Consider the following 25,511-nt stretch of genomic DNA (forward strand, 5'->3'; position numbering starts at 1 on the left):
TCCTTAGGTTAAGGCTGCGTCTGTGAGAGCGTCTGCGAGATGAAGCTGGGTTTGTTGGGCAGATTGCAGGCGGAATTTAACTAAATTGCACATCGCAGTTAGCTCGTTAACTTTATCAACAATTCGTTTCTGTTCTTCTAACGGAGGAAAACCAAATTCTATGCTTTCACAATTACTTTTATTAAGATAAGCAATCGTAGTAGACGTTGATGATCCTTCTAATGATTTTTTACTTGCTTTAATCACAAAAGAAAGATATTCAGCAACCACCCCACCTAGGGGTATGAAAGCATGTATTTGTTGATTTATAACGACTTCGCATTTGTTAATCATCGTTAAACCAAACCTTCCAACACAGCTCATTAAAATACTGCCAGTAGGTATAACTCTTGCATTAAATGCCTTTACTTCCTCAGGACTTAAACCTATTTCGGAATCCCTCTCATTTATATATATATTGCATTCATCAAAAGAAGGAAGCGTAATCCAAGGAATATTTCCTGAAAAAGATTTTGGTTTGTCTCTATTTGGCACAATAGAGCAACAAACTTCGCCAAATTGGGTATGTAACCAATTTTCTGGAATCGATAGTTTAGATGACTTCGGTTTTAAAACACTGCTTTTCTGGTAAACTTTTTCTTTAATTAGTTTTTCTTTTATTCGGCATATTGTTTCATAAGTTTCTTTAACTGGAGTATCGCCACCGAATTGCGGCACCAGTTTACCCATTACCGCCAGTTGAAGAATGTTTTTTTTAAGGGCGTCAATGCTCGCTTCGGTGGTAAACAGCGTGTCGAAATGCTGACTAATTCGCGCCCAATTTTCAGCTAACTCTTCTGCATTTTGGCTAGCGGTCAGCGTTGTCAACAGGGTTTCGACAAGTTGCGAGTGGGCATCCAGGCTGGTCAGGGATTGCTGTTCCAGTTGATCGCAAAGTGACATCAGTTCGTTTACTTTTGAACAAATGTTAAATTGTGTATTTAAGCTGGATAACGGTACTGGTATTGAAACTAATTTAGCTTGATTCAATTTTGGAACTGTTGTACCTGTTATATATTCTGAGAGATCGGCTGCAGTCAGATAACAAGAAACAAATTCGTTTAATAAAACCGAATTGAATGGTTTGATTACATGAGCATGGTTATTTACCCAAACTTTACCTGAAATACAAAATGCCGTTTTATCACCTTTATTCCATTTAGCACCATCTTCACCGACCAAAACTAATTCATCATCAAAAATGTAGTCATCAATATAATCAACAATACCAGAGGCTCCATAATATGGGTATTCACCTGATGAACGAGCTTCTTTTGTGACTGGTTTTCGTTGATGATCCAAAATTTCAACTAACTGCCCCAACCGTACCCACTCCCACCCAACCGGCAGCTCAAAAGGCTTTTCATCCTCGCTAATTTCAGGTAGCGGCTTTTGCTTTTTAATTTTTCCCTGTTTCACCAGCTCAGCTTTCTCAGCCGCAACACGCTTTAACAGCTCAGAAGCCGGTTCATCAGTCGGGTCCTGCGGCACCAGCTTGCCACGCACCGCCAGTTCCAGGATCAGCTCACGCAGTTTCTTAATGCCATAGAGGTCGATTTTACCGTTACTGCCGCGCCCGGCGGTGGAGCGGGTTTGCAGGGCGGAAGTCCAGGTATCGATATGCTGGGTGATCAGTTGTTCAACGGCCATCAGTTCGCCCCCTTGTTGCCCGCCAATGCGGCACCAAGGATATCGCGCAACTGGTTACGCAGCTCGCTGATTTCCGCCTGCTGTGTCTGATATTGCGCCAGCAGTTCATCCGGGTCGTGGCTGATGGTTTCGCCCTGGTACGGGTTTTTGATATCGAGGTTGAAGTTGCGCGCAATGATGTCGTCGATGCTCACTTTCCACGCCTGGTTGTTCCCTACCCGGCTGGCAAAACCATCGGCTTCGCTGCCCCACCAGTCGATCTCGGTCTGGAATTCTTCAAACTTCATCGGTTTGGTTTTGCTGTAGTTCTTCACGCCATCCGGGTACGGGTGTTCATAGAACCAGATCTCTTTGGTCGGCTGGCCTTTGGTGAAGAACAGAATATTGGTTTTGATGCCGGTGTACGGGTTAAACACACCGTTTGGCAGACGCACGATGGTGTGCAGGTTGCACTCTTCGGTGAGCAGCTTTTTGATTTTGGTTTTAACACCTTCACCAAATAGCGTGCCGTCTGGCAATACCACTGCTGCACGGCCTTTATCGGCCAGCACTTCGATAATCAGTTGCAGGAACAGGTCGGCGGTTTCGCGGGTCTGCATTTCTGCCGGGAAGTTCTTCTCGATACCGTCTTCTTCGGTGCCGCCAAACGGTGGGTTGGTGACAATCACGTCTAGCTGCTCATCCCATGAAGAAAGCGGTTTGTTGAGCGTGTTGTCATGGCGGATTTGTACCGGCACTTCAATGCCGTGCAGCAACATATTGGTGGTACACAGCAGGTGTGGAAGCTGTTTTTTCTCGACGCCGAAAATCTGCTTTTGCAGCGTTTTATGGTCTTCGGTGGTTTTAACGTAATGCTCTTTCACATGGTCGAAGGAACACGCCAGGAAACCGCCAGTACCGCAGGCCGGGTCCATAATCGACTCACCCAGTTTCGGGTCGATGCGGTTGACCATAAAGCGCGTCACCGCACGCGGAGTATAGAACTCGCCCGCATTGCCCGCGTTTTGCAGGTCGCGCAGAATTTGTTCATAAATGTCGCCAAACAGGTGACGCTCGGAGCTGCTGCTAAAATCAATTTCATTGAGCTTGTTAATTACCTGGCGCAACAGCGTACCGTTTTTCATGTAGTTGTAGGCATCGCTAAACGCTTGCTTCACCACAAAACCGCGCGGGTTTTTATCGATTGGCGCAATCATGCTTTTCAGGGTTGGGAACAAGTCATCATTCACAAACTCCAGCAGCTCATCACCGGTAATTCCTTCGCTGTTTGCCGCCCAGGTGCGCCATAGGTAACGTTTAGGGATCGGCAACTGGTAATCATCCTGCTCCAGTTCCAGCTCTTCTTCTTGAGTGTCAAAAATTTTCAGGAACAGCAACCAGGAAAGCTGGCCTAAGCGTTGGGCATCGCCATCCACGCCTGCGTCTTTGCGCATGATGTCCTGGAGGGATTTTATGACTGAGCTAATTGACATGTTTTCTTTCCGTTTTTAAAAAATGATGCCACCGGGAGCCGTAAGCGCCAGGTGGCAGAATAGTCGTTGGGTTATCAGGCGGAGCGTGGTGGCAACTGGTAGATTTCGTTTTCCAGTTCGTTCACTGCCTCTTCGTAAGCCTGCTTGTTACCAAAGCTGCTTTTGATAATTTCCAGTGGGCGGCCCAGCGTGTCGAACGGTTTGAGCTTCAACACCTGAATATCTTCGATTTCCTGCACGCCTTCGTCAGCGTATTTATCCAGAAGCGTGTTTAACACGTTCTGTGCAGGCGCGGAATATTTGGTGAAATAGTTACGCTTGCGCACGTTGTTGGCACGTTCCTGGCGCGTGAGCGGCGGCTGGCCGTAAACCACATGGCAAAGTAAATCGAACGGGTCGAGATCTTTACCCACCTCTTCGGCTAACACATCCCAAAGCACGCCCAGCTCTTGCAGCTCCGCAATGATCACCTGCTTGCGGTCGGCAGATTGCCATTTACGGGTGAAGTCATCAAGTGATGCGTAGTCTTTATCTTTTAGCAACGTTTTGCGGGTGTAATCCTGAAAGGATTCCGTGACCAGTTTGCCGTCTGCATCGTAATACTGAACGCGTTTCGCCAGCACTTTTACCGCAACGCCGTTAACGTGGAATTTGCGGATTTTGTTTTCGTCGTCTTCTTCGAAAGCGCCAGTTCCATCGCCTGATGTCGGGTCATACGTTGCAGGAGTTTCTTCCATCCCAGTAAACACTTCAGGCAATTCACTCTCTGGCGTGTCGTCTTCCAGCCGCTCGTCAAAATCAGAGTCCGGGTCGGTAATCTCTTCTGCCGTGGTACGAATCACTTTTTCCGGTACGCCGTCAAAACGTTCATCGGCAAACAGTTCGGTGGCTTTTTTGAAGTCGAGAATGGTGAACCATAGCTTGCCGTGTTTTTCGTTGATACGCGTGCCGCGCCCGATGATTTGCTTGAACTTGGTCATCGACTGAATGTTTTGATCCAGCACCACCAGCTTGCAGGTTTGAGCATCCACGCCGGTGCTCATCAACTCTGAGGTAGTGGCAATCACCGGGTAAGGCTTTTTAGGATTGATGAAGTTATCCAGTTGCCCTTTGCCGATCTCGTCATCGCCGGTGATTTTCATCACATACTTTTCGTTCTTCTTCACCTGCTCCGGGTTCAGGTTGACGAGTGCCCGGCGCATTCGGTCGGCATGATCGATGTCGTTACAAAAGACGATAGTTTTATCCATCGGATTGGTGCGTTTTAAATAGTCGGTGATGGTTTGCGCCACCAGCAGGGTGCGCTCATCAATCACCATGGTGCGGTCGAAATCTTTCTGGTTATAAATACGGTCTTCGATCAGCTCCCCGTGTTTATCCACCTGCCCTTTGGTCGGACGCCAGCCCTGCAAATCCACGTCGATATCCACGCGCACCACTTTGTAAGGGGCGAGGAAGCCATCTTCGATGCCTTCTTTCAGGGAATAGGTATAGACCGGTTCACCAAAGTAGTCGGTACTGGAGACTTCTTCGGTTTCTTTCGGCGTGGCGGTGAGGCCAATCTGCGTGGCACTGCTGAAGTATTCGAGAATTTCACGCCAGGCACTGTCTTCCGACGCGCTGCCACGGTGGCATTCGTCGATGACAATCAGGTCAAAGAAATCGGCCGCGACTTGTTTAAAGGCTTTCTGATGTTCTTCCGGCCCGGTGATGGCCTGATACAGCGCCAACTGGATTTCATATGCCGGGTCGATGGTGCGCCCGGTGATTTTTGTCATCGCGCTGCCAAAGGGTTGGAAATCGTTAGTTTTGGTCTGATCAACCAGAATATTGCGGTCCGCGAGGAACAGAATGCGTTTCTTGTTTTTTGCTTTCCATAAACGCCAGATAATCTGGAAAGCGGTATAGGTTTTCCCGGTTCCGGTCGCCATCACCAGTAATACACGTTTTTGTCCGGCAGAAACGGCTTCTATGGTTTTATTGATTGCCTGTAACTGATAGTAGCGCGGGGATTTCCCTGAATTGTCATCGTAGTAATCCTGGCTGATGACGGGCATTTGTTCGGTAGTAAAACCTTTCCAGGCGCAGTATTTATCCCAAAGCTGTTCAGGGCTTGGGAAATCTTCTAGCTTGATTTCAGACTCAAGCTGCACAGGGTTGGTTTTATCGTGAAAGATAAAGCCATCACCGTTGGAGGCAAAAACAAAAGGCACATCAAGCAAGCGCGCGTAATCCAGCCCTTGCTGCATCCCTTTGCCAATCTCATGCTTATTGGCTTTTGCTTCTATAACAGCAAGCGGTAACCCCGGTTTGTGGTAAAGCACAATATCGGCTGATTTCACCGTCAGGCGTGCCGCCAGTTTGCCGCGTACCACTACTTTGCCATCACGGAGTTTTACCTCCTGACGTATCTGCGTCATCACGTCCCACCCCGCGTCTTTAATCGCAGGCAGGATGAATTTGGTGATGATATCCGTTTCAGTCAGATTGGTTTTGTTCACGCCAGCCATAGCAAAGCTCTCAACGGTGAAAGGTCAGCCCTGATTTTACACATAATGATGCGGTAGGTAATGACCTGAAACGATGTTTTGAGCCATTGGCACCCGGCAAACGAAATCAAAGATCACATCAAAATTGCAGCGACCTCTTTTTTGCAGCATGTTGTTGGCTTTGTTGTGCGCCAAAAGGACTTTTACACTGTTACTTGGTTCGTGTGATCAGCAGCGTAATAATTCCCGTGTTCTATTCTCGTCAGACTTAAACTGGGGCTACTCATGAACGTTTGATGGTATCTGTGATGGTACGCGGCAGTAATTAACCAATAATCTAGTTTGTTATCAATACCTTAAATATTCATTCGATTCCTGTAGGGACACCATTTTCACCTCCTCACGATATCCCCTAAAATCCATCACCACCCAGGCACCGCCCCGCCGTTAAAGATTTTCTCTGCCGCTTTCGCCACTTCTGGTGACTGATACGATTTCAGAAACTCCTGCACGTTTTGGGCATCATTATTATCCGGACGTGAAACCAGAATGTTCACGTATGGCGAGTTTTTATCTTCGATGAATATGCTGTCGTGGACCGGCGATAATCCGGTTTGCTGAATATAGGTAGTGCTGATGATGGCCACATCGACTTTCGCATCGTCGAGCACACGGGGCAGTTGTGCGCCTTCGAGTTCCATAATGTTCAGATGATGTGGGTTTTCAGCGATATCCAGCGCTGTTGGCAGTAAACCTTTGCCCTCTTTCAGGGTGATCAGTTTCTCTTTTTGCATTAGCAGAAGCGCACGGCCCAAATTGGTCGGATCGTTCGGGATCGCCACGGTCGCGCCGTCTTTGAGCTGATCGACGGTTTTAATCTTTTTCGAATAACCGGCCATCGGAAAGACGAAAGTGTTACCGACCACCACCAGATGATAACCGTGAGCCTTGTTATCCTGCTCGAGGAACGGACGGTGCTGGAACACGTTGGCATCCAGTTCGCCATGTTCGGTTGCATCGTTGGGCAATAATGAGCCGCTGAAACCGACCAGCTCGACGTCCAGACCGTATTTATCTTTCGCGACTTTTTTAGCGACTTCCGCGACATCCTGCTCGGCGCCGTTAATCACGCCGACTTTAATATGTTTTGCATCACTGCTTTTTTGATCACAGCCCGCCAGCAGTAATCCCACCAGCAATACCACAGCGCCAGTCCGTAAACGAGGTAAGGTCAGTTTCACTTTTTTTCCTTAAAAAATAACCGCTAATGCGTAAGAAAAAGACTATAGCAGGAGGACAGCGGCGATTTAAAAAACCAATAAAGTATCGCTAAGAAGAAAAAAGCATATAGATGATCCCCCTGAATTTCTGGTATCCAGATCATTTCCTTATATCAGTGATAAACCGTTTGCTCTCCCTGCCACTTTTCGGAAAGAGTAGGCTAAATCTATAATGACAAACGAGACCGGAAAGATGGAAATTATTGAAGCAGATGAACAACATATCCCTGCGATGCAGAAAATTTATGCCTGGCATGTTTTGCACGGCACGGCCTCGTTCGAAACTCAGCCGCCTGATGAACATGAAATGGCGCTGCGCCTGAAAAAGATTCAGGAAGCCGGTTTATTGTGGCTGGTGGTTCTGCTTGAGGGTGAAGTGAAAGGGTTTTGTTATCTCGGCCGTTACCGCGAACGTTTTGCTTACCGCTTTACGCTGGAAGATTCGATTTATATTGATCCCGGTTTTCAGAAACGCGGCGCGGGTAAGGCGTTACTTCGCTGCGCCATCGACTGGGCTGAAACGCACGGTTTTCGTCAGCTGGTGGGCAATATCGGCGACAGCGAGAATGAGGCGTCGATCAATCTGCATCTCGCTGCCGGTTTTCAGGTGAAAGGCACCATGCATTCCGTCGGTTTCAAGCACGGTCGCTGGCTGGACACGGTATTTATGCAGCGCGCTCTCGGTGACGGCAGCCAGTCGGTGCCTGAATAACCGCTAAGGCGCGCTGCCGCCTTTACAACCGCCGCTTACAATCCCAGTGCGCCGCCAGAGCCTGCCGGCAGTTCACCGCGCAGGGTTTTGCGCGTCGCACTGCCGCCCCAGACTTCTTTGTAGTCGTAGCCAGTCAGGTCTTTGATCACCTTCTGACACTCCGGCGTGCAATCGTCAAGGTCGCCACCCAGTTTCAGGCGTGCGACTTCTTTGATCAGCGTTTTGTGGGTGTCACGGGTCAGTTTGAATTTAAACGTCATGTAAAAACTGACCGCCAGCAGTGCGCCGGTGGCAAAAATCAGCAGGCCGATAATTGCGTGCAGTGCGCTCTCCGGCTGAGCTCCCTGCCCCTTCACAAACCCGCTTTCCTGCAATACCGTGCCAATCAGCATAATCGCCAGCGCCACGGTACTTTTTCGGGTCAGTACCATCACACCGGCAAAGATCCCTTCGCGGCGTTTTTTGGTGACGATTTCATCAACGTCGGGAATAAAGCTGTAGATATTCCACGGAATATAATAAAGACCGGCACGGGCGAAACCGAATATCGCAAATATGGCGGAAAACAGCAACCATGATACTGCCGTGTCTGAGATATAGAGGTAAAACAAAAATGCCAGCACGCCGAATATAATACCGTAAGAAAGCCGTAACGCCGCCGAGGGCGACACATTGAGTTTTCCCAGCAGCATCATGAATCCGAAAGTAGAAGGTACAGAAACTAACGCCGCCACGCTTAAATAACCGGATACCGATGAGGCATCCTGATGTAATCCGTACACCACGTAATAGGTAAACACGGCACCAAATACATCCAGCGCGGTAAATGAAAAAATATAGATAATAATATGCTGGCGAAACATTCGAATTTTAAAGGAGGAAAAGAGCTCTAACACCAGACTTTTTAAATGATGCCACAGACTGCCTCCACCTGCCGTTAGCGGCTCGGGTTCGAACTCTTCGCGTACGTCTTTGGCCTCCCACGTACACATCCAGGTGGTGAAGACTGCCACGCAGAAAATACAGGCAAAAATCAGGCCGGTGTAGGTATATGTCATCGAATTATCTTTGCCGGTGTAAATCATAATTACGCCGGGAAGAGACACCGCGAGCAGGCCGCCGAGCTGGGAACAAATCATGCGAACGCCCGAAAGACGGGTACGTTCACTGAACCGATTGGTCATCTCCGCCGAGAGTGTTTCCCACGGCACCAGTACCATAGCGGATAACAATTCGATGGAAAGATAGGTGCCGAGATAATACCAGTAGCCCATGTCCGTGACCCAAACCAGCGCGTAGAGGAACATCAGCGGTGCGCTTATCAGCAGGAAGAACCGGCGGCGACCGAATTTCTTTCCGAGCCAGGTGTTGCCGAAGTTATCGGTGATATATCCCATAATCGGACTTAATATGGCATCAATAACGCGGGCGATAGCAAAAATCGAACCGGCCTCGAAAACCGATAATCCGCAATAAGTGGTATAAAAAAATAATAGCCAGGTTCCGATAACAGCAAATGCACCGCCACCAAATAAATCGGTCACGCCATACCCGATGGCCGTACCGTAACCGACTCTGCGTTCAGTTGGTTTCATTTTTATTATCCTGTCAGTGTAGGGTTATTATTAAAATTATTTAATCGGTAAGCGTTATCCATGTCCTTAATTGTGATGAGCGATAAATTGCCCCGACGATATTGAGAGAAACCTCCGCCTCTGCCACTGAGGTATAATTATTTTCCTGCGGATGACGGATGCCGTGGTAGAAATTTAAAACCGCCTGCCGGTGGCTGTCGCCCCAGTAACTTTTCGCCATCCCCGCCGGTTTTTCATCACTGACCAGCAGGGTTTTGCTTTCCCCCTGAATCAGCCACAGCGCATTGTGATGTAGCTGCAACAGGCCATACTCGCAATGAATTTCCAGCAGCAGTGGCGAATCCGTACTGTGGCAGTTGGTGGCGTAAAACAGTCCTCGCGCGCCGTTTGCCAGTTGCAGGCTGGCCATCGCGCTGTCTTCGTTTTCCGTCACGTCGCCAAGAAAGGTGCTGTCCACCACACCTTTGACTGCCCTGATCCCGCCGCCGAACCATTGCATCAGATCCAGCGTATGAATTGCCTGATTGATCAGCAGACTGCCGCCTTCTGTAGCGAAACGCCCGCGCCACGGGCTTTCGGTGTAATACGTCCCGCCGCGTGACCAGGTCAGCACCGCTTTGATGCTCAGCATCTGCCCGAGCTGCCCGCTTTCCAGCAGCGCTTTGATTTTCTGGCTCGACGGGTTCAGGCGGTTCTGATAACAGATGCCCACCCGCCCCTGCGCTTTATCCGCAGCCTGGCGGATCACCTTCACCTCGCCAGCATCAAGCGCCAGCGGTTTTTCCGTGAACACATGCTTTCCCGCCGCCAGCGCGGCGAGAATCGCTGCCATATGCAAATAATGCGGCAGGCAGATATGTACCACGTCGATGAGCGGATCGCGCAACATCTCGTGATAATCCGCATAAAAATCACAGCCATAACCCTGCGCCAGTGCCTGCCCTTTGGCGATGTCGGTTTCGGCGATGGCGCGCAAACGGCTGTCAGGATCCTGCTCAATGGCCGCCACATGGCAGGTATGAATGGATCCGCAGCCGATCACTGCCACCTGAAGCGTTTTCATGATGTACCTCCTGTCAGTGCGTACCGTTTGCCAGCATCTGTGCCCGCACGCACAGTTCGGCGGCCTTAAACGCATGTTCCTGCGTCATGGCGTTTTCAGTGCGGTTGAGACAATCGCGGATCAGCTGACCGAAGAACGGGAAGCCGACGTTGCCGGACACCGGATAACGGAATTCCCCTTCGCCATTCACCAGATACACCACGTCCTGCTCGCCGCGCGTGAGGTCAACATATTTGCGAATTTCGATATAACCTTCGGTGCCGAGCAGCGTCAGACGCCCGTCGCCCCAGGTACTCAGCCCCTGCGGCGTGAACCAGTCACAGCGGAAATAACCGCGCGCGCCGTTTTCACCTTCCAGCATGGTGTCGCCAAAATCCTCAAAATTCGGGTATTGCGGATGATTGAAATTCAGCGCCTGCGCCGCCACCACGCGGGCATTGTTGTTGCCGGTGTAAAACAGGAACTGTTCAATCTGATGGCTGCCGATATCACACAGAATGCCGCCAAATTTTTCCCTTTCATAAAACCAGTCCGGCCGCCCTTCTCCTTCGCGATGTGGCCCGGTGCCAAGGGTCTGGATCACCCGTCCGATAGCCCCTTCCTGCACCAGTTGTCCGGCAAAGACCGCGCTTTCCACATGCAGACGTTCGCTGTAATACACCGCGTATTTACGTCCTGTCGAAACCACTTTTTCTTTCGCGGCCGCCAGCTGTTCCAGCGTGGTCAGCGGGGCTTTGTCGGTGAAATAATCTTTGCCAGCGTCCATGACTTTCAGCCCGAGCGCACAACGCTCCGACGGAATGCCCGCCCCCGCCACCAGCTGAACTTCTTTGTCATCGAGGATCATTTGCAGGGATCCGGCGGCTTTCACCTGCGGATACTGCGCGACAAACTTCTGCACTTTTTCCGGATCCGGATCGTAAACCCATTTCAGGCTGGCGCCCGCTTCGATCAGACCGTTGCACATGCCGTAAATGTGCCCGTGATCCAATGCCGCTGCGGCGATCACAAACTCACCCGGTTTGACCACCGGCTGCGGTTTGCCTACCGGCGCATAGTTCATTCCGTCTCTGATGCTCATGTTCAGGCTCCTGTATCCATGTTTTTACCCAGCGGGATCGCGTCTTCATTAGCGAAATTTTCCACCGACGCAGATTTCTCGTAAAAGTGTGGTGCCAGCGAAACCAGGCCGCCGGTCTGATAGAACGGATCGGTGGGTGCCAGCGGCAACGTCACAATGCTGCGGGTGATGGCCGATTTATAAATGGCGGCAATCAGTTCCAGTGAACGCTTGCCCTGCACGCCGTCGATCAGCGGAGCAGTCTCCGTTTCCAGTGCCGTCAGGAAGTTGTCGATCTGACCCGTGTGCAACGTGTAGGTAAGTTTAGGTATGGACTGATAGGCATCTTCGAGGCGGTTTTCACGCGCCGTATCCCGCGCTTCAATCGGAAATCCGTTGGGGGCAGAAATGCTGGCGTATTTATCCCACGGCGCGGAAATCCGCGCTTTTTCACCCTGAATGACAATCTTCTGGTCTTCGCCGTGATGCACTACTGAGGCGGTCAGTTGCGTCAGTGCGCCGGAATCGTATTTGAAAATTGCCGCCGAGAGATCTTCCACTTCGGCATTGTCGTGTGAGGCGTTAGTGATCATCGAGACCACTTCTGTCGGGAAACCGAGCATCCACTGAATGGCATCGATATGGTGAACCGCGTGATTGAGCGTGCAGCCACCCGCCTCTTTCTCCCAGGTTCCGCGCCACCACAGATCGTAATAGGAATGCCCGCGCCACCAGAAGGAATCAACCTGCGCGTGGCACACTTTGCCGGTCTCGCCGGAATCGAGCACTTTTTTCAGGCGCCAGAACGCATCGGTGAAGCGGTTTTGCGCAATAATAGAAAGCGTTTTTCCACTGCGCTGCGCTGCCGCAATCATCGCATCACATTCCTGCAATGAGGCCGCCATCGGCTTTTCGCACAGTACATGTTTTCCCGCATTCAGGGCGTCGATCGAAATTTCGGCGTGCACATAAGGCGGCGTGCAGACATCAAACACATCAATATCAGGATCATTAAGAATGTCTTGATGGCTGGCGTAAACTTTGGCGTGGCTCAGGCCATGGTGACGTTTCTTTTCCTCCGCTTTCTCCGGATAAATATCAACTAAAGCCACAATCTGACAGCGGTCGGCAAACTCCAAATACCCCTGAATATGGTTATTCGAAATATTGCCGGTACCGATTATCGCTATTTTAAGCATTATCTGACTCCTGTTTAAAACCTGACGGAGGATGATTTAAAGCCGCACAAAAGGCGTCACCTGACTGAATTCATTAAAAATTCCGGTTCGGCTAAATACCTTGTTTGGGTTGATGAGGTTTATATTCAGGAGAGTAGTAATCGCTTTTTTTTCCAACAACCGCTATTTGTGACAGGAATTGCAGTGCTGCATAGTGGTTTTGTTATGATGGGGAATAGCTGAATAATTACAACCAGTTAACCGTGGTAATAAGTTCATACTCTAATGAGGCGTTGATCACAAAATGACGGGAAAATTAAAAATCAGGCAAATTGCCGAGCTGACCGGGCTTTCTCCGAGCACTGTTTCCCGTGTGCTGGCGGGCAAATCGAATGTCAGTCCGCAGGCAAAAGAAAAGGTATTTAACCATGCCAGAAGCATGGGTATTTTGCGCGATATTCCCTCCAGCCGCCTGCTAATGAACTCTCTGTTAATTTGTGCACCTCCGGAAGCGTTCTCCCCGTATGAAGATCTCTATTATTACGAAGCCATTCAGCAAATTACTGCCGAAGTCGCGCGATTTGATATTCATATCCGCAAATGCGCCCTGAGTGTCAATGAGCCGGATATCGCCGCATTTATGCAGGCGCTGCACCAGAGTGACGTCGACGGCATTATTATTATCGGCATTGATGACGGCATGCTTTACCGGCTGGCGGCAGAGGCCAATAAACCGGTGGTGATGATCAACGCCAAAGACCGCGAGATGCGCCTCGATTGTGTCTCTGCGGACCATTATTCCATCGGTTACAGCGCGGCTAATTTTCTTTTTCAGAAAGGGCATCGGCCGGTTTTGCTGTTCACCGATTTACGACGCGAAACCATGATGCAAAGGCTGGACGGCTTCAAAAGAGCCTGTCTGGAACATCACATTGTGTTCGACGAAGCGACGCATCTGCTGATTAATCACGGCAACGGGAAAGAACAGGCGCGGGAAAGTTTTGAAAAATACCTGCGGGAGCACAAACCGGAATCGCTGCCCTCGGCCATTATCTGCGGCAGCACGCCCATTGCACACGCCACGCTGGAAGCCCTGAGCGCCCTCGGCATTCAGGTACCGCAGGACATTTCAGTGATCAGCATGGATTTTGAACATGAGCTGAAAACCCTGTCGCCGATGGATTTCACCTCGGTAATGTTGCCCTGCCGGGAACTGGGCAGTGAAGCGGTGTATATCCTGCAAAGCCGCCTGACGCGGCCAGCGGGCGCGAAATTCAACCTGTTGCTGCAAGGCAAAATTCACACCGGCCAGTCGGTGGCCGATGTGAAATGGAAACGCAAAGGGTTGTATCCGCAGCCTGCCGGTTTGTAAAAGATGGCATCAGCTCAGCAAAATTATAATAACACCCTGATGTTCAGGCATTTAATGACGTGAGGGTGGAAGAAATTCAGTAAGATGTTACGATTATCGCGCTTGCAGCATTTCTGAACCTCACAACTGAGACCCTGATGAACAAACTCACCTCTTCCATTTCTGAATCGATTACCCGTGATCTGGCCCTGCGTATTATCCGCGGCGAGCTGGGCGTCGGAATGTCGATTCCGGGAGAAAACGAGCTGGCGCAACAGTACGACGCATCGCGCACCTCCGTGAGAAACGCCCTTCAGGTTCTCGGCGCTAAAGGAATGCTGCTGATCCAGGCTAAGCGCCGCAGCACGGTGACGCCGCGTGAACAGTGGAGTTATCTCGATGCCGAAGTCCTTTCATGGCTGGAAGATGTCGGGATTGAATCGGAACTGGTGGAACAGCTGATGCTGACACGTCTGATTTTCGAGCCGGACGTAGCGGCTATGGCGGCGATAAACGCCAACGGGCACGATCTGGCGGCCATCGAAGATGCCCTGGATACCATGCAGTCCGGACAGCAAAATGGCAGCGCCGCCGAATTTGAACGCGGCGATCTGGCATTTCATACCGCAGTGCTGCGCGCCTGCCACAACCCGTTTCTGGCTTCCGTGGGCAATGCCCTTTCGGCTGCAATGCTGTTGTCATTCAAACAGACGCTGGAAGAAGATCTCAGACTAACCCAGGAAGCCGTACAACAGCACCGGGATTTGTTGCAGGCAATCCGCATGAAACAACCCGATACCGCCCGTCAGTGCATGCGCCACATTTTGGTCAGCGCCGCCCATAAACATATCTGGCGCGAAATCCCCGAAAAATATCAGCACTTCCTCTGACACTCTTTTTTCCCTGATTTACTGACTTTCGATCTCCCTCACAGATCTAAGGTTATTTTGTCTGCATCATTCTTGTATTACAAGACTACAGTTGTTGTAACTCAAGAATGAGACTGCGATGAATAAAAACTGGATTGCCATCGACTGGGGAACTTCGAATTTCCGGGCGTTTTTGATGGATGAAAACCGCTGTACCGACTCCGTCAGCGCACCTTGCGGGCTGATGCAGGTTCATGACCGTCAGTTTGCCGCCGCGCTTCAAACGCTGATCCAGCCCTGGCTCGATCAATCGCCACAGTTGCCGGTTCTGATGGCCGGAATGGTCGGTTCGCAACAGGGCTGGTGTGAAGCACCTTATGTTTCGCTGCCTGCCGGTGGCGAACAACTTGCCCGACACACCGCAGAGATCACCACGCCGTGGGGCAGCCCGTGCCGGATCGTGCCGGGCGCCTGCTGTGACAGCACCTTTGGATTACCGGATGTGATGCGCGGGGAAGAAGTGCAGCTGATCGGGCTGGCGGCGTTGTATCCGCAGGCCGATCACTGCGTAATTTTACCGGGCACGCACAGCAAACACGCCGAACTGCATCAGGGAAAAATTCTGCGTTTCAGCACCTATATGACAGGCGAGATTTACGCCGTCATGCTCGGTCACTCCCTGCTGGGACGCGACCTTCCACAGGCTGTCGAAGATGACGCCGCCTTCACCCTTGGCGTACAAAACGCCCGGCTTGCTCCCTGCCTCAGTAATGCCCTGTTCTCAGCGCGCACCCTGCGCCTGAACGGCACGCTGACGCCTGCTCAGGTACCCGGTTATCTCTCGGGGCTGCTGATTGGTGCAGAACTGCTTCAGCTGCCGGCAAAAGAAGCCTGGATTGTCGGTTCTCCAACACTTAACGGGCGCTACCACCGCGCCGCGATCCTGTCGGGAATTCAGCTACACCCAGCCGATGGCAACGACTGCTTCATCCGCGGCATGAGCCAGATTTATCAGAAACTGAACGGAGAACAGCTATGAATTATCAGAGTTTCGACCACCGCTGGCAGCAATGTACGCTGCCGCTGATCGCCATTTTGCGCGGCGTGACCCCTTCTGAAGCGGAAGGGGTGGCACGTACCCTGCTCGAATGCGGATTTACCTGGCTGGAAGTACCGTTAAACAGTCCTGATCCGCTGGAATCTATCGCGATTATGCGGCAAACCGTGGGCGACAGTGGTTATGTCGGCGCGGGTACGGTGCTGACCGAACATCAGGTGCATCAGGTAGCGGAAATTGGCGGTCAGATGATTATCTCTCCAAACGCCAGTCTGTCTGTTATCCGCGCCACCTGCGAACTCGGCCTGCTCAGCCTGCCCGGCGTGGCGACACCCGGCGAAGCCTTCGCCGCCCTGCGCGCAGGCGCCAGCGCCCTCAAACTCTTTCCGGCGGAGCTTATCACTCCGGCGGTGACCAAAGCCTTGCGCGCCGTATTGCCACGGGAAGCGGTCTGCCTGCCGGTCGGCGGCATCGGCGCAGATGCCGCGCAGATGCACACCTATTTACAGGCCGGTGCCGGTGGCTTCGGGCTGGGCGGCGGACTTTATCAGCCTGGTATCAGCCTGACGGCACTTCGCGAACGCGCGCTGGCCTATAAAGCCGCCTGGTATCAGGCGCATATTCTATGACATTTCCGGCGCTGCAAAACGGCTCTCTCACCGGCGACTACCGCGCCACGCTTGGCGAATCGCCGGTATGGTGCACCCGCTCTGAGTCAGTGATCTGGATGGATATTGCCGAACAGCGGATGTTGCGCTGCTGGCCCGATCAGGCGGACAGAATGGAAATCCGCGACCTGCCGTTTATCTGCAGCGCCGCCCTGCTCACCGAAGACCCTGAACGCTTCCTGCTGGTCACTCAGCAGGGCGTCATGCTCTACGACTATCTGCATGAAACGTTCCAGGTACTGTGCAACTGGCCGGAAACCCCGGCGACACGACCGAACGAGGCCGCTGTCGCCCCCGACGGTTCATTGTGGTTCAGCACTATGGATATCACGGCCCGCAAGGCACTGGGCAGCTGGTATCGGTTCGCCGCCGGTGACAAGCAGCCGGTGAAAATGCTCGGCGGTCAGCATGTGCCCAATACGCTGGTCTGGCATGACAATCACGCCTGGTTTGGCGACACCTTTGCACATCGTTTTTACCGCAGCCCTGCGCGGCGCATCAGTGCAGAACGCTTAACGTCCTGGCCGCTCGGTGATGCGGTGTTTGCCGATGGCTCAGCACTGACCCGCTGCGCAAAACTGATCAACGCCCGCTGGGGCGCATCTTGTCTGGCGGTGTATCAGCTTTCCGGCAGCGGTCCTGAGCTGCTGACCACCCTGCCGCTGCCCGTGCTTCAGCCCTCAAGCTGCGCTTTCGGCGGTAAAAATTTACAGGATTTGTATATCACTTCGGCCCGTGACGGCCTGAAAAATCCTTCAGCAGCACAAGGCGCTTTGTTGCGATATCAGACGCCCTACAGCGGACAGCGGGCAACCCTGTTCACATTATAAATACTCATAAAAACATAAAATTACCTCAGAGGTTTTGTATGACTACGCATGTAATTCCGCAGTCTGTTCCCCACACTAACCGGCAAACCCTGCTGGTCTGTTTTTTAGCCGCGCTGGCAGGCCTGCTTTTCGGTCTGGATATGGGCGTGATCGCCGGAGCCTTGCCGTTTCTGGCGAAGGAGTTCGGCCTGAACAGCCATCAGCAGGAGATGGTGGTCAGCGTCATGATGCTGGGTGCCGCGCTGGGTGCGCTGTGCAGCGGCCCGTTATGTTCCCGCCTCGGGCGCAAAAAAACGCTGCTGATCGGCGCAGCGCTTTTTGTTGTCGGATCGGTTGGCTGCGCATTTGCCCCTGATTTACAGATGCTGGTTATTTCGCGATTCCTGCTCGGTGCCGCCGTAGGTGTCGCCTCCTTCGTCGCGCCACTTTATCTGTCGGAAATCGCGCCTGAGCACATTCGTGGCAGCATGATTTCCCTGTATCAGCTAATGATCACCATCGGCATTCTGGCGGCGTTTTTGTCGGATACCGCTTTCAGTCACAGCGGTAACTGGCGCTGGATGCTGGGGATCATCACTTTCCCGGCGCTGATTTTATTTGCCGGCGTAATGACGCTGCCGGAAAGTCCGCGCTGGCTGATGATGAAAAACAAAAATGCGCTGGCGCAGAAGGTTCTGATGCTGCTGCGTTCTACCGAAGCAGAAGCACACGCAGAGCTGGAAGCGATCCGCGAGAGTGTGAAGATTACACAGCGCGGCTGGCAGTTGTTCCGTGCCAACAGCAATTTTCGCCGCACCACCTATCTCGGCGTGCTGTTGCAGTTTATGCAGCAGGTCACCGGCATGACCGTCATCATGTATTACGCGCCAAAAATCTTCGCCATCGCTGGTTTTGCCTCCACAGAGCAACAGATGTGGGGAACGGTGATTGCCGGTTTAACCAACGTGCTGGCGACCTTTATCGCCATTGGTCTGGTCGACCGCTGGGGACGTAAACCCATTCTCAAACTCGGCTTCTCGGTCATGGCGGTTTGCATGGCGCTGATGGGCTACATGTTCTTCATCGGGATCACCAGCCTGGCGCAGCAATATACCGCCGTGACGCTGCTGCTGATTTTCATCACCGGATTTGCCATGAGTGCCGGACCGCTGATCTGGGTGCTGTGCTCAGAAATTCAGCCTCTGGCCGGGCGTGATTTCGGTGTGACCTGTTCAACAATGGCCAACTGGATCGCCAACATGATCATCGGCGCCACCTTCCTGACCCTGATCGACAACGTCGGCAGCGCAGGCACCTTCTGGCTGTACGCCGGACTGAACGTGCTGTGCATCATTCTTACTCTGCTTTTCGTGCCTGAAACCAAAAACATTTCGCTGGAAAACATAGAGAAAAACCTGATGGCAGGCCTGCCGCTGAGAAGCATCGGCAGCTCACTCTAACTCACCCCGCCCCTCCGGATGGAGGGGCATTGAGAGGTCAGAAAAATGGCATCTTTAAAGCCTGAAGATAAGGTCAGCGCGGTGTACAGCAAGATAACCCGTCGCCTGATCCCGTTTTTGATCCTGTGCTATTTCTTCGCTTATCTGGATCGCGTCAACATCGGGTTTGCCAAACTGCACATGCAGGATGCGCTGAATTTCAGTGATACGGTTTACGGCCTCGGTGCCGGGATCTTCTTCATCGGTTATTTCCTGTTTGAACTGCCGAGCAACCTGATGATGCAGCGCTTCGGCCCGCGTTTCTGGATTGCCCGCATCATGATCAGCTGGGCCGTTTTGTCGGCGGCGATGATCTTCGTGAAAACCCCGACGCAATTTTACGTGCTGCGCTTTCTGCTCGGCGTCGCCGAAGCGGGCTTTTTCCCCGGCATCGTGTTCTATCTGACACTGTGGTTCCCGTCGTGGCGTTCGGCGCGCACGCTGGGGCTGTTCATTCTGGTCACCCCGCTTTCCACTATCGTGGGCAGTCCGCTTTCCGGCTATATCCTCAAAGCCTTTGAAGGCGTCGACGGCCTGCACAACTGGCAATGGCTGTTTCTGGTGGAAGCCATTCCGTCTTTCCTGCTGGCCTTCGTCGTCCTCAAATATCTCGATAACGACGTCAAATCAGCCCGCTGGCTGACCGCGGAAGAAAAACAGATTGTGGCAGACGATCTGGAAACCGATCGTCAGCGCAGTCTGGCCGCCAATGCCGGTAAGCCGCCGCAAAGCCTGAAACTGATGTTCAGGAACGGCTACGTCTGGCTGCTGGCGCTGATCTTCTTCAGCTTCAATATCGGTTATTACGGCATCAATTTCTGGCTGCCGTCGATTATCAAATCCTCCGGCGTCACCGATGATTTCCACATCGGCCTGCTCGCCGCCCTGCCTTACGTCTTCGGCGCCCTCTTTATGGTGTGGAACAGCCGCCACTCCGATTTACGCTGCGAGCGCCGCTGGCACATCGCCATTCCGGCCATTATCGGCGCCGTGGGGCTGAGCCTCAGCGCGTATTGCAGCGGATCAACGGTGTGGATGATGGCCTGGATTTGCCTGGCAATGTCCGGAACGCTGGCGCTGATCCCCACCTACATCAGCCTGCCCGGCACGCTGCTTTCCGGCACGGCTGCAGCGGCAGGCATCGCTCTGGTTAACTCGGTCGGCAATCTGGCGGGCTTCTTCGGCCCGACCGTGCTCGGCTGGCTGAAAGACAACACCGGCAGCACCAATTCCGGCCTGTATATTCTCGCCGCGTTCCTGCTGCTGTGTGCCCCATTGATATTTTTATTACCAGCAAGACTGGTTAATCCCCGTCGCAGCCCTGAAACACCGGCTGGAACCGACGTCGAATCATCATTAAAAAGAGGCAGTTTATGAGTGGATGTGGCAATGGTTGTGGTACCTGCGGTGGTGATGACCACTTTAATCCGGTACTGAGCGGAGATGACGGCGCGCTCAAACGTGCGCTGTACAAATCCATGGGGCATACCGACGAACAGTTGCGCCGGCCGGTGATTGCTGTGGTGAACAGTTACACCAACGCCACCGCCGGGCACGCCAATCTCAATGAGCTGACTGCCGAAGTGCTGAAAGGGATCGACGAAGCGGGCGGCGTCGGCATGGTATTCGGCACCATCGCGCCGTGTGACGGCATCGCCGAAGGCCATCTGGGGATGCGCTATATTCTGGCCGCCCGCGAAGTGATCGCCAGTTCTATTGAAGTCATGATGCGCGCCCACCGTTTCGACGGCATGGTGCTGCTCGGCTCCTGCGACAAAATTGTCCCGGCCATGCTGATGGCGGCGGCTCGTCTGGATATTCCCGCCATAATGGTTAACGGCGGCCCGATGTATCCGGCGCACTATAAGGGCAAAGACTGGGACGGCAACATCGTGACCGAAGCCATCGGTTGGAAAAGACGCGGCGAAATCGATGAGGCGGAATTTCGTCATATCGAAGATATCGCCGAGCCGGGTCCGGGCTCCTGCACCATGTACGGCACGGCCAACACCATGTGCTGTATTGCCGAAGTGCTGGGCATGAGTTTACCGGGCAGCAGTACGTTGCCGGCGATTTCGAAAGAACGCCGCGAGTGTGCTTTTGTCACTGGTCAGACGGCGGTGGATCTGGTGAAACGCGGCGTGAATGCGCGGCAGATCATCACGCCGGAATCCATCCGCAACGCCATGGTTTATCTGCTGGCTACCGGGGGTTCTACCAACGCGATTCTGCATTTGCAGGCCATTTATTATGAAGCGGAATACGGCCATCTGCCGCTGTCGGAGTTCGATAAACTCAGTCACCACGTGCCGCTGGTCGCCGCGCTGTATCCGGCTTCTGAATACGACATGATTGATTTCTGGGAAGCCGGTGGCGTGCCTGCGGTAGAAAAAGAAATCAGTGCGCTGATGAACCTCAGTTCGCTGACCGTCAGCGGCAAAACCAAAGCCGAATGGCTGGAAGAAGCAGCGAAAACCCGTCGTCCTGAAGTGATCCACTCGCTGGCCATTCCGGTGCGTAACGAAGCGGGTGTCGCCGTGCTGCACGGCAACATTTCGCCGCTCGGATGCGTAGTAAAACCGGCTGCCGTACCGGAAAATTTGATGATTTTCAGCGGTCCGGCGGTGGTATTTAACAGCGAACAGGAATCGGTAGACGCCATTCTTTCCGGCGAAATTGCGCCGGGAAGTACGCTGGTGCTGCGTTATGAAGGCCCGAAAGGCGGACCGGGCATGCCGGAAATGTACAAGCCGATGAAATGTCTGGAAGGGATGGGGCTGTCTGACAGCTGTGCGCTGATCACCGACGGGCGTTTTTCCGGCTCAAACCGCGGGCTGTTTGTCGGGCATATTTCACCGGAAGCCAGCGATGGCGGCGATCTGGCGCTGATAGAAGATGGCGACATCATCACTATCAACATTCCGACGCGTGAGCTGACCCTTAACGTCAGCCCGCAAATCCTGGCCGAACGCCGCAAACATTGGGTGCCGGTTGAAAAACAAGTTCCGCGCGGGTTCCTGCGTTTGTACCGCCGCTGGGCACTGCCTGCGGCACAGGGCGCGGTATTAGCTGACCGCGACGAGGAATAATCATGTACACATCTTCCGATATTTGCGGCGTAAATCCCATCGCCGCACTGCCTTTCACCGCACAGGGTGAGCTGGATTACACCAGCTTTGACCGCATGCTCGGCCATCTGGCAGCCACCGGCATTCAGGGGCTGACCCTGTTTGGCATCGCCAGTGAATTTCCTAAACTCGAAGACAGCGAGCGGTTACGGCTTGCCGATCAGTTTATCGCCAGCCTGAGCGGGACCGGCGTGTTCCGCGCCATGTCTGTCACCGATCACAGTACAGAAGTAGCGGTAAAACGGGCGCGGGATTATCAAAAGCGCGGCGCCGACGCGCTGATGCTGCTACCGCCGTTTTTCCTGCAACCGGATGCGGCGGCGATTTCCCACCACATCTTTTCGGTGCTGGAGGCGGTGGATATTCCGGTGATGGTGCAGTACGCGCCGGGTGAAACCGGTCTGGCTATTACGCCAGAACAGCTTGGCGAAGTGGCGGCCCGTTACCCGCATGCGGTGTTTAAAATTGAGTGCAATCCGCCAGTGGATTACACCCGTGAGTTTTTGAAACGTGCGCCGCAGGCCAGCGTTCTGAACGGTTATGCCGGTCTGTATATGCTGGAAATGCTGGCGGCAGGCGGAAAAGGCGTGATGCCGGGCTGCTCTTTCAGCGAAATTTATGTGCAGATTTATCACCTATGGCAGACGGGGAAACAGCAGGAAGCACAGGCGCTGCACGGGAAATTACTGCCGTGGATCCGCCGCTGGATGACGCACTGCGAGTACATCATTCAGGTGGAGAAAACCATTTTGTACAAACGCGGGATTATCTCAACAGAATACTGTCGCCATCCGGGCTGGACGCTGACAGCGGAAGATAGCGAGGCGATCGACACCTTTATCATGGAATTTTCACTTTAACGTTGCGGAGTTTTTATGACTACCACGCTCAAATTTCCACGCATTGTGCTCGTGACCGGCGCCAGCCAGGGGATCGGTCATGCCATTGCGAGCACTTTTCTTAGTCACGGCGATATCGTGATTGGCTGCGCCTTTTCGTCCCCCGAAAAGGCTCCCCATGCGCAAAAATTGCAGGAACAGTATCCGGAACACTTCTTTTACTATTCCGTCGATATGACCCAAACGGCGTCCATCGCCAGCTTCATCAGCGAGGTGGAATCCCGCTTCGGGCGGCTGGATGTACTGGTTTCTAACGCCGGTAAAAACGTCTTCAAGGGCATTGATTGTGAGCTGGAAGACTGGCACCACAATCTCGACCTGAACCTGCGATCTCACTGGTATATCGCCAAATGCTGTCGCCCGATGCTGGAAAAATCTCGCGGCGTGATCCTGGTCATGACCTCCAATCATGCGTTTTCCACCATGCCGGGCTGTGCGCCGTATAACATTACCAAGCGCGCCCTGCTTTCACTGGTACAAAGCCTGACCATCGAATGGGGACCGGCTATCCGTACCGTGGGTATCGCTCCCGGATTTATCGACACGGCAGGTAATCAGGTATGGTTTGATTCCCATAACGACGGCGAAGTCGCGCGTCAGGAAACTATCCGCAAACATCCGGTCGGGCGCATCGGCACGCCGGAAGAAGTGGGCGAACTCTACCTGTATCTGGCTAGTCCGGTCGCCGGATTTATTGCCGGAACCACCATTGTGATGGATGGCGGACGCAGTGCCTTAATGCAGGATTAATGCATCCTGGTGCCCTGCTTTCGTCAGGGCACATTCTCAGCGTCGCGCTTTTTCATCTCCTGCTAGACTTTTGGTCTTAACCTCAGAAAAAGATGCGGAGAATGTCATGTCAGAACAGTATCAGCCACCGAAAGTCTGGACCTGGAACAAAGACGAAGTCAGCAAGTTCTCGAACATCAACCGCCCGATAGCGGGCCCGACACATGAGAAAACGCTGCCGGTCGGTAAACACCCGCTTCAGCTGTATTCTCTTGGCACACCCAACGGCCAGAAAGTGACGATCCTGCTGGAAGAGTTACTGGAACTGGGCATCAGCGGTGCGGAATACGACGCCTTTATCATCCGTATCAACGAAGGCGATCAGTTCTCCAGCGGCTTTGTTGGCGTTAACCCGAACTCAAAAATTCCGGCCCTTTTGGATAACTCCGCCACGCCACCGATCCGCGTGTTTGAATCGGGCAATATCCTGCTGTATCTGGCCGAAAAATTTGGCAAGTTCCTTCCCAAAGATCTGGCCGGACGCACTGAAACCCTGAACTGGTTGTTCTGGCTGCAAGGCTCCGCGCCTTATCTGGGCGGCGGTTTCGGACATTTTTATCATTACGCGCCGGTGAAAATCGAATACGCCATTAACCGATTTACGATGGAAGCCAAACGTCAGCTCGATGTGCTGGATCGCCAGCTGGCAGAGCATCGTTTCATCGCCGGTGAGGAATACACCATTGCCGATATCGCCATTTTCACCTGGTACGGCAGTTTGGCGCAGGGTGGCTTGTATGAATCCGCCGAGTTCCTCGACATCAAATCCTATAAGCATTTCCAGCGCTGGGCCGCTGATATCGCCAGCCGTCCGGCGGTGAAACGTGGCCGAATTGTCAACCGCACCTGGGGTGACGAACAGCTGGCAGAACGCCACGATGCCTCTGATTTCGACGGCGTGCTGAAGTCGTAACAGACTGACAGCCGATAAAAAAGGGCGGGATTTTGCGATCCCGCCCTTTTTGCGTTTCTGGACTTTTATGCGCTTTCGGTCTGCGGATCGAGATACTTTCTGAACCAGGCAATGGTTCTTTCCCATGCTAAGTCTGCTGCCGCTTTGTCATAACGCGGTGTCGAATCATTGTGGAAACCGTGATTCACGCCGGGATAAATATGCGCCTCATAGACTTTATTATGGGCTTTCAGCGCGGCCTCATACGCAGGCCAGCCTTCGGTAATCGGTTTATCCAGCTCGGCGTAATGCAGCAATAACGGCGCTTTGATACGCGGCACATCTTCAGCTTTTGGCTGACGGCCATAAAAAGGCACCGCCGCAGCCAGCTCCGGATACGCCACCGCCGCCGCATTGGCCACGCCGCCGCCGTAACAAAAACCGGTGATCCCCACTTTGCCGGTCGCCGTTTTGTGGTGCATCAGAAACTCAACGGCAGCAAAAAAGTCATTCATCAGCTTGGCTGGATCAACCTTTTGTTGCAGCTCACGCCCTTTTTCATCATTGCCCGGATAACCGCCGACAGAACTCAGGCCGTCCGGCGCCAGCGCGACAAATCCGGCCTTCGCCACCCGCCGCGCCACGTCTTCAATATAAGGATTCAGCCCGCGATTTTCATGCACCACCACGACGCCGGGCGCTTTGCCTGCTAATTTGGCCGGACGTACCAGATACGCCCGCACACTGCCGTGCCCCTGCGGCGACGGGTACTGAATATATTGTGCCACGATATCCGGATCGGTGAATTCCACCTGTTCGGCGTAGGCATAATTGGGGGTCATCAGCGTGGTCAGCGCGGCGAGGGACAATCCGCCCGCGACAAATTTTGCAGAGAGATCGAGAAATTCTCGTTTGGTCATTTTGCCGTGTACGTAGAAATCAAAATATTCGAGGAGTTCAGGCGGGAAATCTTTAGCTGTCATTCGCGTCATTTTCAGGCTCCGTTCCATGC

21 protein-coding genes are annotated in these 25,511 nt (G+C 52.9%); 12 read left to right on the plus strand and 9 right to left on the minus strand.

Features of this window, described 5'->3' with window-relative positions; translation table 11 throughout:
* Positions 1-3: 3 nt before the first annotated feature.
* The 4 genes from D6C13_RS07480 to nlpA all read right to left on the minus strand — a co-directional run bounded on the left by D6C13_RS07480 (position 4) and on the right by nlpA (position 6,891).
* A complete protein-coding gene (locus D6C13_RS07480) occupies positions 4-1,689 on the minus strand; it encodes a restriction endonuclease subunit S (protein ID WP_120132164.1) in 1,686 nt (561 codons plus the stop codon).
* Positions 1,689-3,161, minus strand: coding sequence for an N-6 DNA methylase (locus D6C13_RS07485; protein ID WP_061554804.1), 1,473 nt, complete (start codon positions 3,159-3,161; stop codon positions 1,689-1,691). Before D6C13_RS07485 ends, D6C13_RS07480 begins: the two co-directional genes overlap by 1 nt.
* 74 nt (positions 3,162-3,235) lie before the next feature.
* Complete coding sequence (gene hsdR, locus D6C13_RS07490) at positions 3,236-5,671, minus strand: EcoAI/FtnUII family type I restriction enzme subunit R (RefSeq protein ID WP_061554805.1); 2,436 nt, start codon at positions 5,669-5,671, stop codon at positions 3,236-3,238.
* Between the two features lie 401 nt (positions 5,672-6,072).
* The gene (nlpA, locus tag D6C13_RS07495; protein ID WP_120132165.1) at positions 6,073-6,891 is read right to left on the minus strand and encodes a lipoprotein NlpA; all 819 of its coding nucleotides are present in this window, start codon (positions 6,889-6,891) and stop codon (positions 6,073-6,075) included.
* 232 nt (positions 6,892-7,123) lie between these two features.
* Here nlpA and D6C13_RS07500 point away from each other — a divergent pair, with 232 nt between their 5' ends.
* A complete protein-coding gene (locus tag D6C13_RS07500; RefSeq protein WP_120132166.1) occupies positions 7,124-7,642 on the plus strand; it encodes a GNAT family N-acetyltransferase in 519 nt (172 codons plus the stop codon).
* Positions 7,643-7,677: 35 nt separating this feature from the next.
* Here the strand turns inward: D6C13_RS07500 and D6C13_RS07505 are convergent, their stop codons facing one another.
* From D6C13_RS07505 to D6C13_RS07520, 4 genes are read right to left on the minus strand one after another with little or no spacing between them, the layout of a single operon-like run.
* Positions 7,678-9,237 carry an MFS transporter gene (locus tag D6C13_RS07505; protein WP_120132167.1) on the minus strand — a complete coding sequence of 520 codons (1,560 nt, stop codon included), beginning with the start codon at positions 9,235-9,237 and terminating at the stop codon, positions 7,678-7,680.
* A 40-nt stretch (positions 9,238-9,277) separates the two neighbouring features.
* Complete coding sequence (locus tag D6C13_RS07510) at positions 9,278-10,300, minus strand: Gfo/Idh/MocA family protein (RefSeq protein ID WP_120132168.1); 1,023 nt, start codon at positions 10,298-10,300, stop codon at positions 9,278-9,280.
* Between the two features lie 13 nt (positions 10,301-10,313).
* On the minus strand, positions 10,314-11,381 hold the full coding sequence (locus tag D6C13_RS07515; RefSeq protein ID WP_120132169.1) for a Gfo/Idh/MocA family protein: 1,068 nt from the start codon (positions 11,379-11,381) through the stop codon (positions 10,314-10,316).
* Positions 11,382-11,383: 2 nt separating this feature from the next.
* Positions 11,384-12,559: a Gfo/Idh/MocA family protein gene (locus tag D6C13_RS07520; protein ID WP_120132170.1), complete on the minus strand. Its 1,176-nt coding sequence runs from the start codon at positions 12,557-12,559 to the stop codon at positions 11,384-11,386.
* A 283-nt stretch (positions 12,560-12,842) separates the two neighbouring features.
* Here D6C13_RS07520 and D6C13_RS07525 point away from each other — a divergent pair, with 283 nt between their 5' ends.
* The 11 genes from D6C13_RS07525 (at position 12,843) to yghU (ending at position 24,520) form a co-directional block, all read left to right on the plus strand.
* Positions 12,843-13,910 carry a LacI family DNA-binding transcriptional regulator gene (locus D6C13_RS07525; RefSeq protein WP_120132171.1) on the plus strand — a complete coding sequence of 356 codons (1,068 nt, stop codon included), beginning with the start codon at positions 12,843-12,845 and terminating at the stop codon, positions 13,908-13,910.
* A 137-nt stretch (positions 13,911-14,047) separates the two neighbouring features.
* The gene (locus tag D6C13_RS07530; RefSeq protein ID WP_120132172.1) at positions 14,048-14,779 is read left to right on the plus strand and encodes a FadR/GntR family transcriptional regulator; all 732 of its coding nucleotides are present in this window, start codon (positions 14,048-14,050) and stop codon (positions 14,777-14,779) included.
* A 118-nt stretch (positions 14,780-14,897) separates the two neighbouring features.
* The gene (locus D6C13_RS07535; protein WP_120132173.1) at positions 14,898-15,797 is read left to right on the plus strand and encodes a 2-dehydro-3-deoxygalactonokinase; all 900 of its coding nucleotides are present in this window, start codon (positions 14,898-14,900) and stop codon (positions 15,795-15,797) included.
* Positions 15,794-16,444 carry a 2-dehydro-3-deoxy-6-phosphogalactonate aldolase gene (locus tag D6C13_RS07540; protein WP_120132174.1) on the plus strand — a complete coding sequence of 217 codons (651 nt, stop codon included), beginning with the start codon at positions 15,794-15,796 and terminating at the stop codon, positions 16,442-16,444. The genes D6C13_RS07535 and D6C13_RS07540 overlap by 4 nt, the downstream gene beginning before the upstream one ends.
* Entirely contained in the window at positions 16,441-17,313 is an 873-nt protein-coding gene (locus tag D6C13_RS07545) for an SMP-30/gluconolactonase/LRE family protein (RefSeq protein ID WP_120132175.1), read from the plus strand. Before D6C13_RS07540 ends, D6C13_RS07545 begins: the two co-directional genes overlap by 4 nt.
* A gap of 38 nt (positions 17,314-17,351) precedes the next feature.
* The gene (locus D6C13_RS07550; RefSeq protein WP_120132176.1) at positions 17,352-18,752 is read left to right on the plus strand and encodes a sugar porter family MFS transporter; all 1,401 of its coding nucleotides are present in this window, start codon (positions 17,352-17,354) and stop codon (positions 18,750-18,752) included.
* A gap of 45 nt (positions 18,753-18,797) precedes the next feature.
* Complete coding sequence (locus tag D6C13_RS07555; protein WP_120132177.1) at positions 18,798-20,168, plus strand: MFS transporter; 1,371 nt, start codon at positions 18,798-18,800, stop codon at positions 20,166-20,168.
* Positions 20,165-21,880 carry a dihydroxy-acid dehydratase gene (gene ilvD, locus D6C13_RS07560; RefSeq protein WP_120132178.1) on the plus strand — a complete coding sequence of 572 codons (1,716 nt, stop codon included), beginning with the start codon at positions 20,165-20,167 and terminating at the stop codon, positions 21,878-21,880. Before D6C13_RS07555 ends, ilvD begins: the two co-directional genes overlap by 4 nt.
* A gap of 2 nt (positions 21,881-21,882) precedes the next feature.
* A complete protein-coding gene (locus tag D6C13_RS07565) occupies positions 21,883-22,779 on the plus strand; it encodes a dihydrodipicolinate synthase family protein (protein WP_120132179.1) in 897 nt (298 codons plus the stop codon).
* 15 nt (positions 22,780-22,794) lie between these two features.
* Positions 22,795-23,568, plus strand: a complete 774-nt coding sequence (locus D6C13_RS07570) for an SDR family oxidoreductase (RefSeq protein WP_120132180.1) — start codon at positions 22,795-22,797, stop codon at positions 23,566-23,568.
* 106 nt (positions 23,569-23,674) lie between these two features.
* The gene (yghU, locus tag D6C13_RS07575) at positions 23,675-24,520 is read left to right on the plus strand and encodes a glutathione-dependent disulfide-bond oxidoreductase (protein ID WP_120132181.1); all 846 of its coding nucleotides are present in this window, start codon (positions 23,675-23,677) and stop codon (positions 24,518-24,520) included.
* A gap of 65 nt (positions 24,521-24,585) precedes the next feature.
* Here the strand turns inward: yghU and yghX are convergent, their stop codons facing one another.
* The gene (gene yghX / locus D6C13_RS07580) at positions 24,586-25,491 is read right to left on the minus strand and encodes a YghX family hydrolase (protein ID WP_120132182.1); all 906 of its coding nucleotides are present in this window, start codon (positions 25,489-25,491) and stop codon (positions 24,586-24,588) included.
* Positions 25,492-25,511 lie beyond the last annotated feature (20 nt).

The organism is Rahnella woolbedingensis (assembly GCF_003602095.1).
In the GTDB taxonomy this organism is placed as follows: domain Bacteria; phylum Pseudomonadota; class Gammaproteobacteria; order Enterobacterales; family Enterobacteriaceae; genus Rahnella; species Rahnella woolbedingensis.

Excerpts from the sequence above, each read along its gene's own strand:
- D6C13_RS07485 (WP_061554804.1), bottom strand. The coding sequence starts at position 3,161 with ATGTCAATTAGCTCAGTCATAAAATCCCTCCAGGACATCATGCGCAAA.
- D6C13_RS07505 (WP_120132167.1), bottom strand. The coding sequence starts at position 9,237 with ATGAAACCAACTGAACGCAGAGTCGGTTACGGTACGGCCATCGGGTAT.
- yghU (WP_120132181.1), top strand. The coding sequence starts at position 23,675 with ATGTCAGAACAGTATCAGCCACCGAAAGTCTGGACCTGGAACAAAGAC.
- D6C13_RS07550 (WP_120132176.1), top strand. The coding sequence starts at position 17,352 with ATGACTACGCATGTAATTCCGCAGTCTGTTCCCCACACTAACCGGCAA.
- D6C13_RS07500 (WP_120132166.1), top strand. The coding sequence starts at position 7,124 with ATGGAAATTATTGAAGCAGATGAACAACATATCCCTGCGATGCAGAAA.
- D6C13_RS07480 (WP_120132164.1), bottom strand. The coding sequence starts at position 1,689 with ATGGCCGTTGAACAACTGATCACCCAGCATATCGATACCTGGACTTCC.
- D6C13_RS07520 (WP_120132170.1), bottom strand. The coding sequence starts at position 12,559 with ATGCTTAAAATAGCGATAATCGGTACCGGCAATATTTCGAATAACCAT.
- D6C13_RS07530 (WP_120132172.1), top strand. The coding sequence starts at position 14,048 with ATGAACAAACTCACCTCTTCCATTTCTGAATCGATTACCCGTGATCTG.
- D6C13_RS07555 (WP_120132177.1), top strand. The coding sequence starts at position 18,798 with ATGGCATCTTTAAAGCCTGAAGATAAGGTCAGCGCGGTGTACAGCAAG.
- D6C13_RS07565 (WP_120132179.1), top strand. The coding sequence starts at position 21,883 with ATGTACACATCTTCCGATATTTGCGGCGTAAATCCCATCGCCGCACTG.
- hsdR (WP_061554805.1), bottom strand. The coding sequence starts at position 5,671 with ATGGCTGGCGTGAACAAAACCAATCTGACTGAAACGGATATCATCACC.
- D6C13_RS07570 (WP_120132180.1), top strand. The coding sequence starts at position 22,795 with ATGACTACCACGCTCAAATTTCCACGCATTGTGCTCGTGACCGGCGCC.
- yghX (WP_120132182.1), bottom strand. The coding sequence starts at position 25,491 with ATGACGCGAATGACAGCTAAAGATTTCCCGCCTGAACTCCTCGAATAT.
- ilvD (WP_120132178.1), top strand. The coding sequence starts at position 20,165 with ATGAGTGGATGTGGCAATGGTTGTGGTACCTGCGGTGGTGATGACCAC.
- D6C13_RS07545 (WP_120132175.1), top strand. The coding sequence starts at position 16,441 with ATGACATTTCCGGCGCTGCAAAACGGCTCTCTCACCGGCGACTACCGC.
- D6C13_RS07540 (WP_120132174.1), top strand. The coding sequence starts at position 15,794 with ATGAATTATCAGAGTTTCGACCACCGCTGGCAGCAATGTACGCTGCCG.
- D6C13_RS07535 (WP_120132173.1), top strand. The coding sequence starts at position 14,898 with ATGAATAAAAACTGGATTGCCATCGACTGGGGAACTTCGAATTTCCGG.
- D6C13_RS07515 (WP_120132169.1), bottom strand. The coding sequence starts at position 11,381 with ATGAGCATCAGAGACGGAATGAACTATGCGCCGGTAGGCAAACCGCAG.
- D6C13_RS07510 (WP_120132168.1), bottom strand. The coding sequence starts at position 10,300 with ATGAAAACGCTTCAGGTGGCAGTGATCGGCTGCGGATCCATTCATACC.
- D6C13_RS07525 (WP_120132171.1), top strand. The coding sequence starts at position 12,843 with ATGACGGGAAAATTAAAAATCAGGCAAATTGCCGAGCTGACCGGGCTT.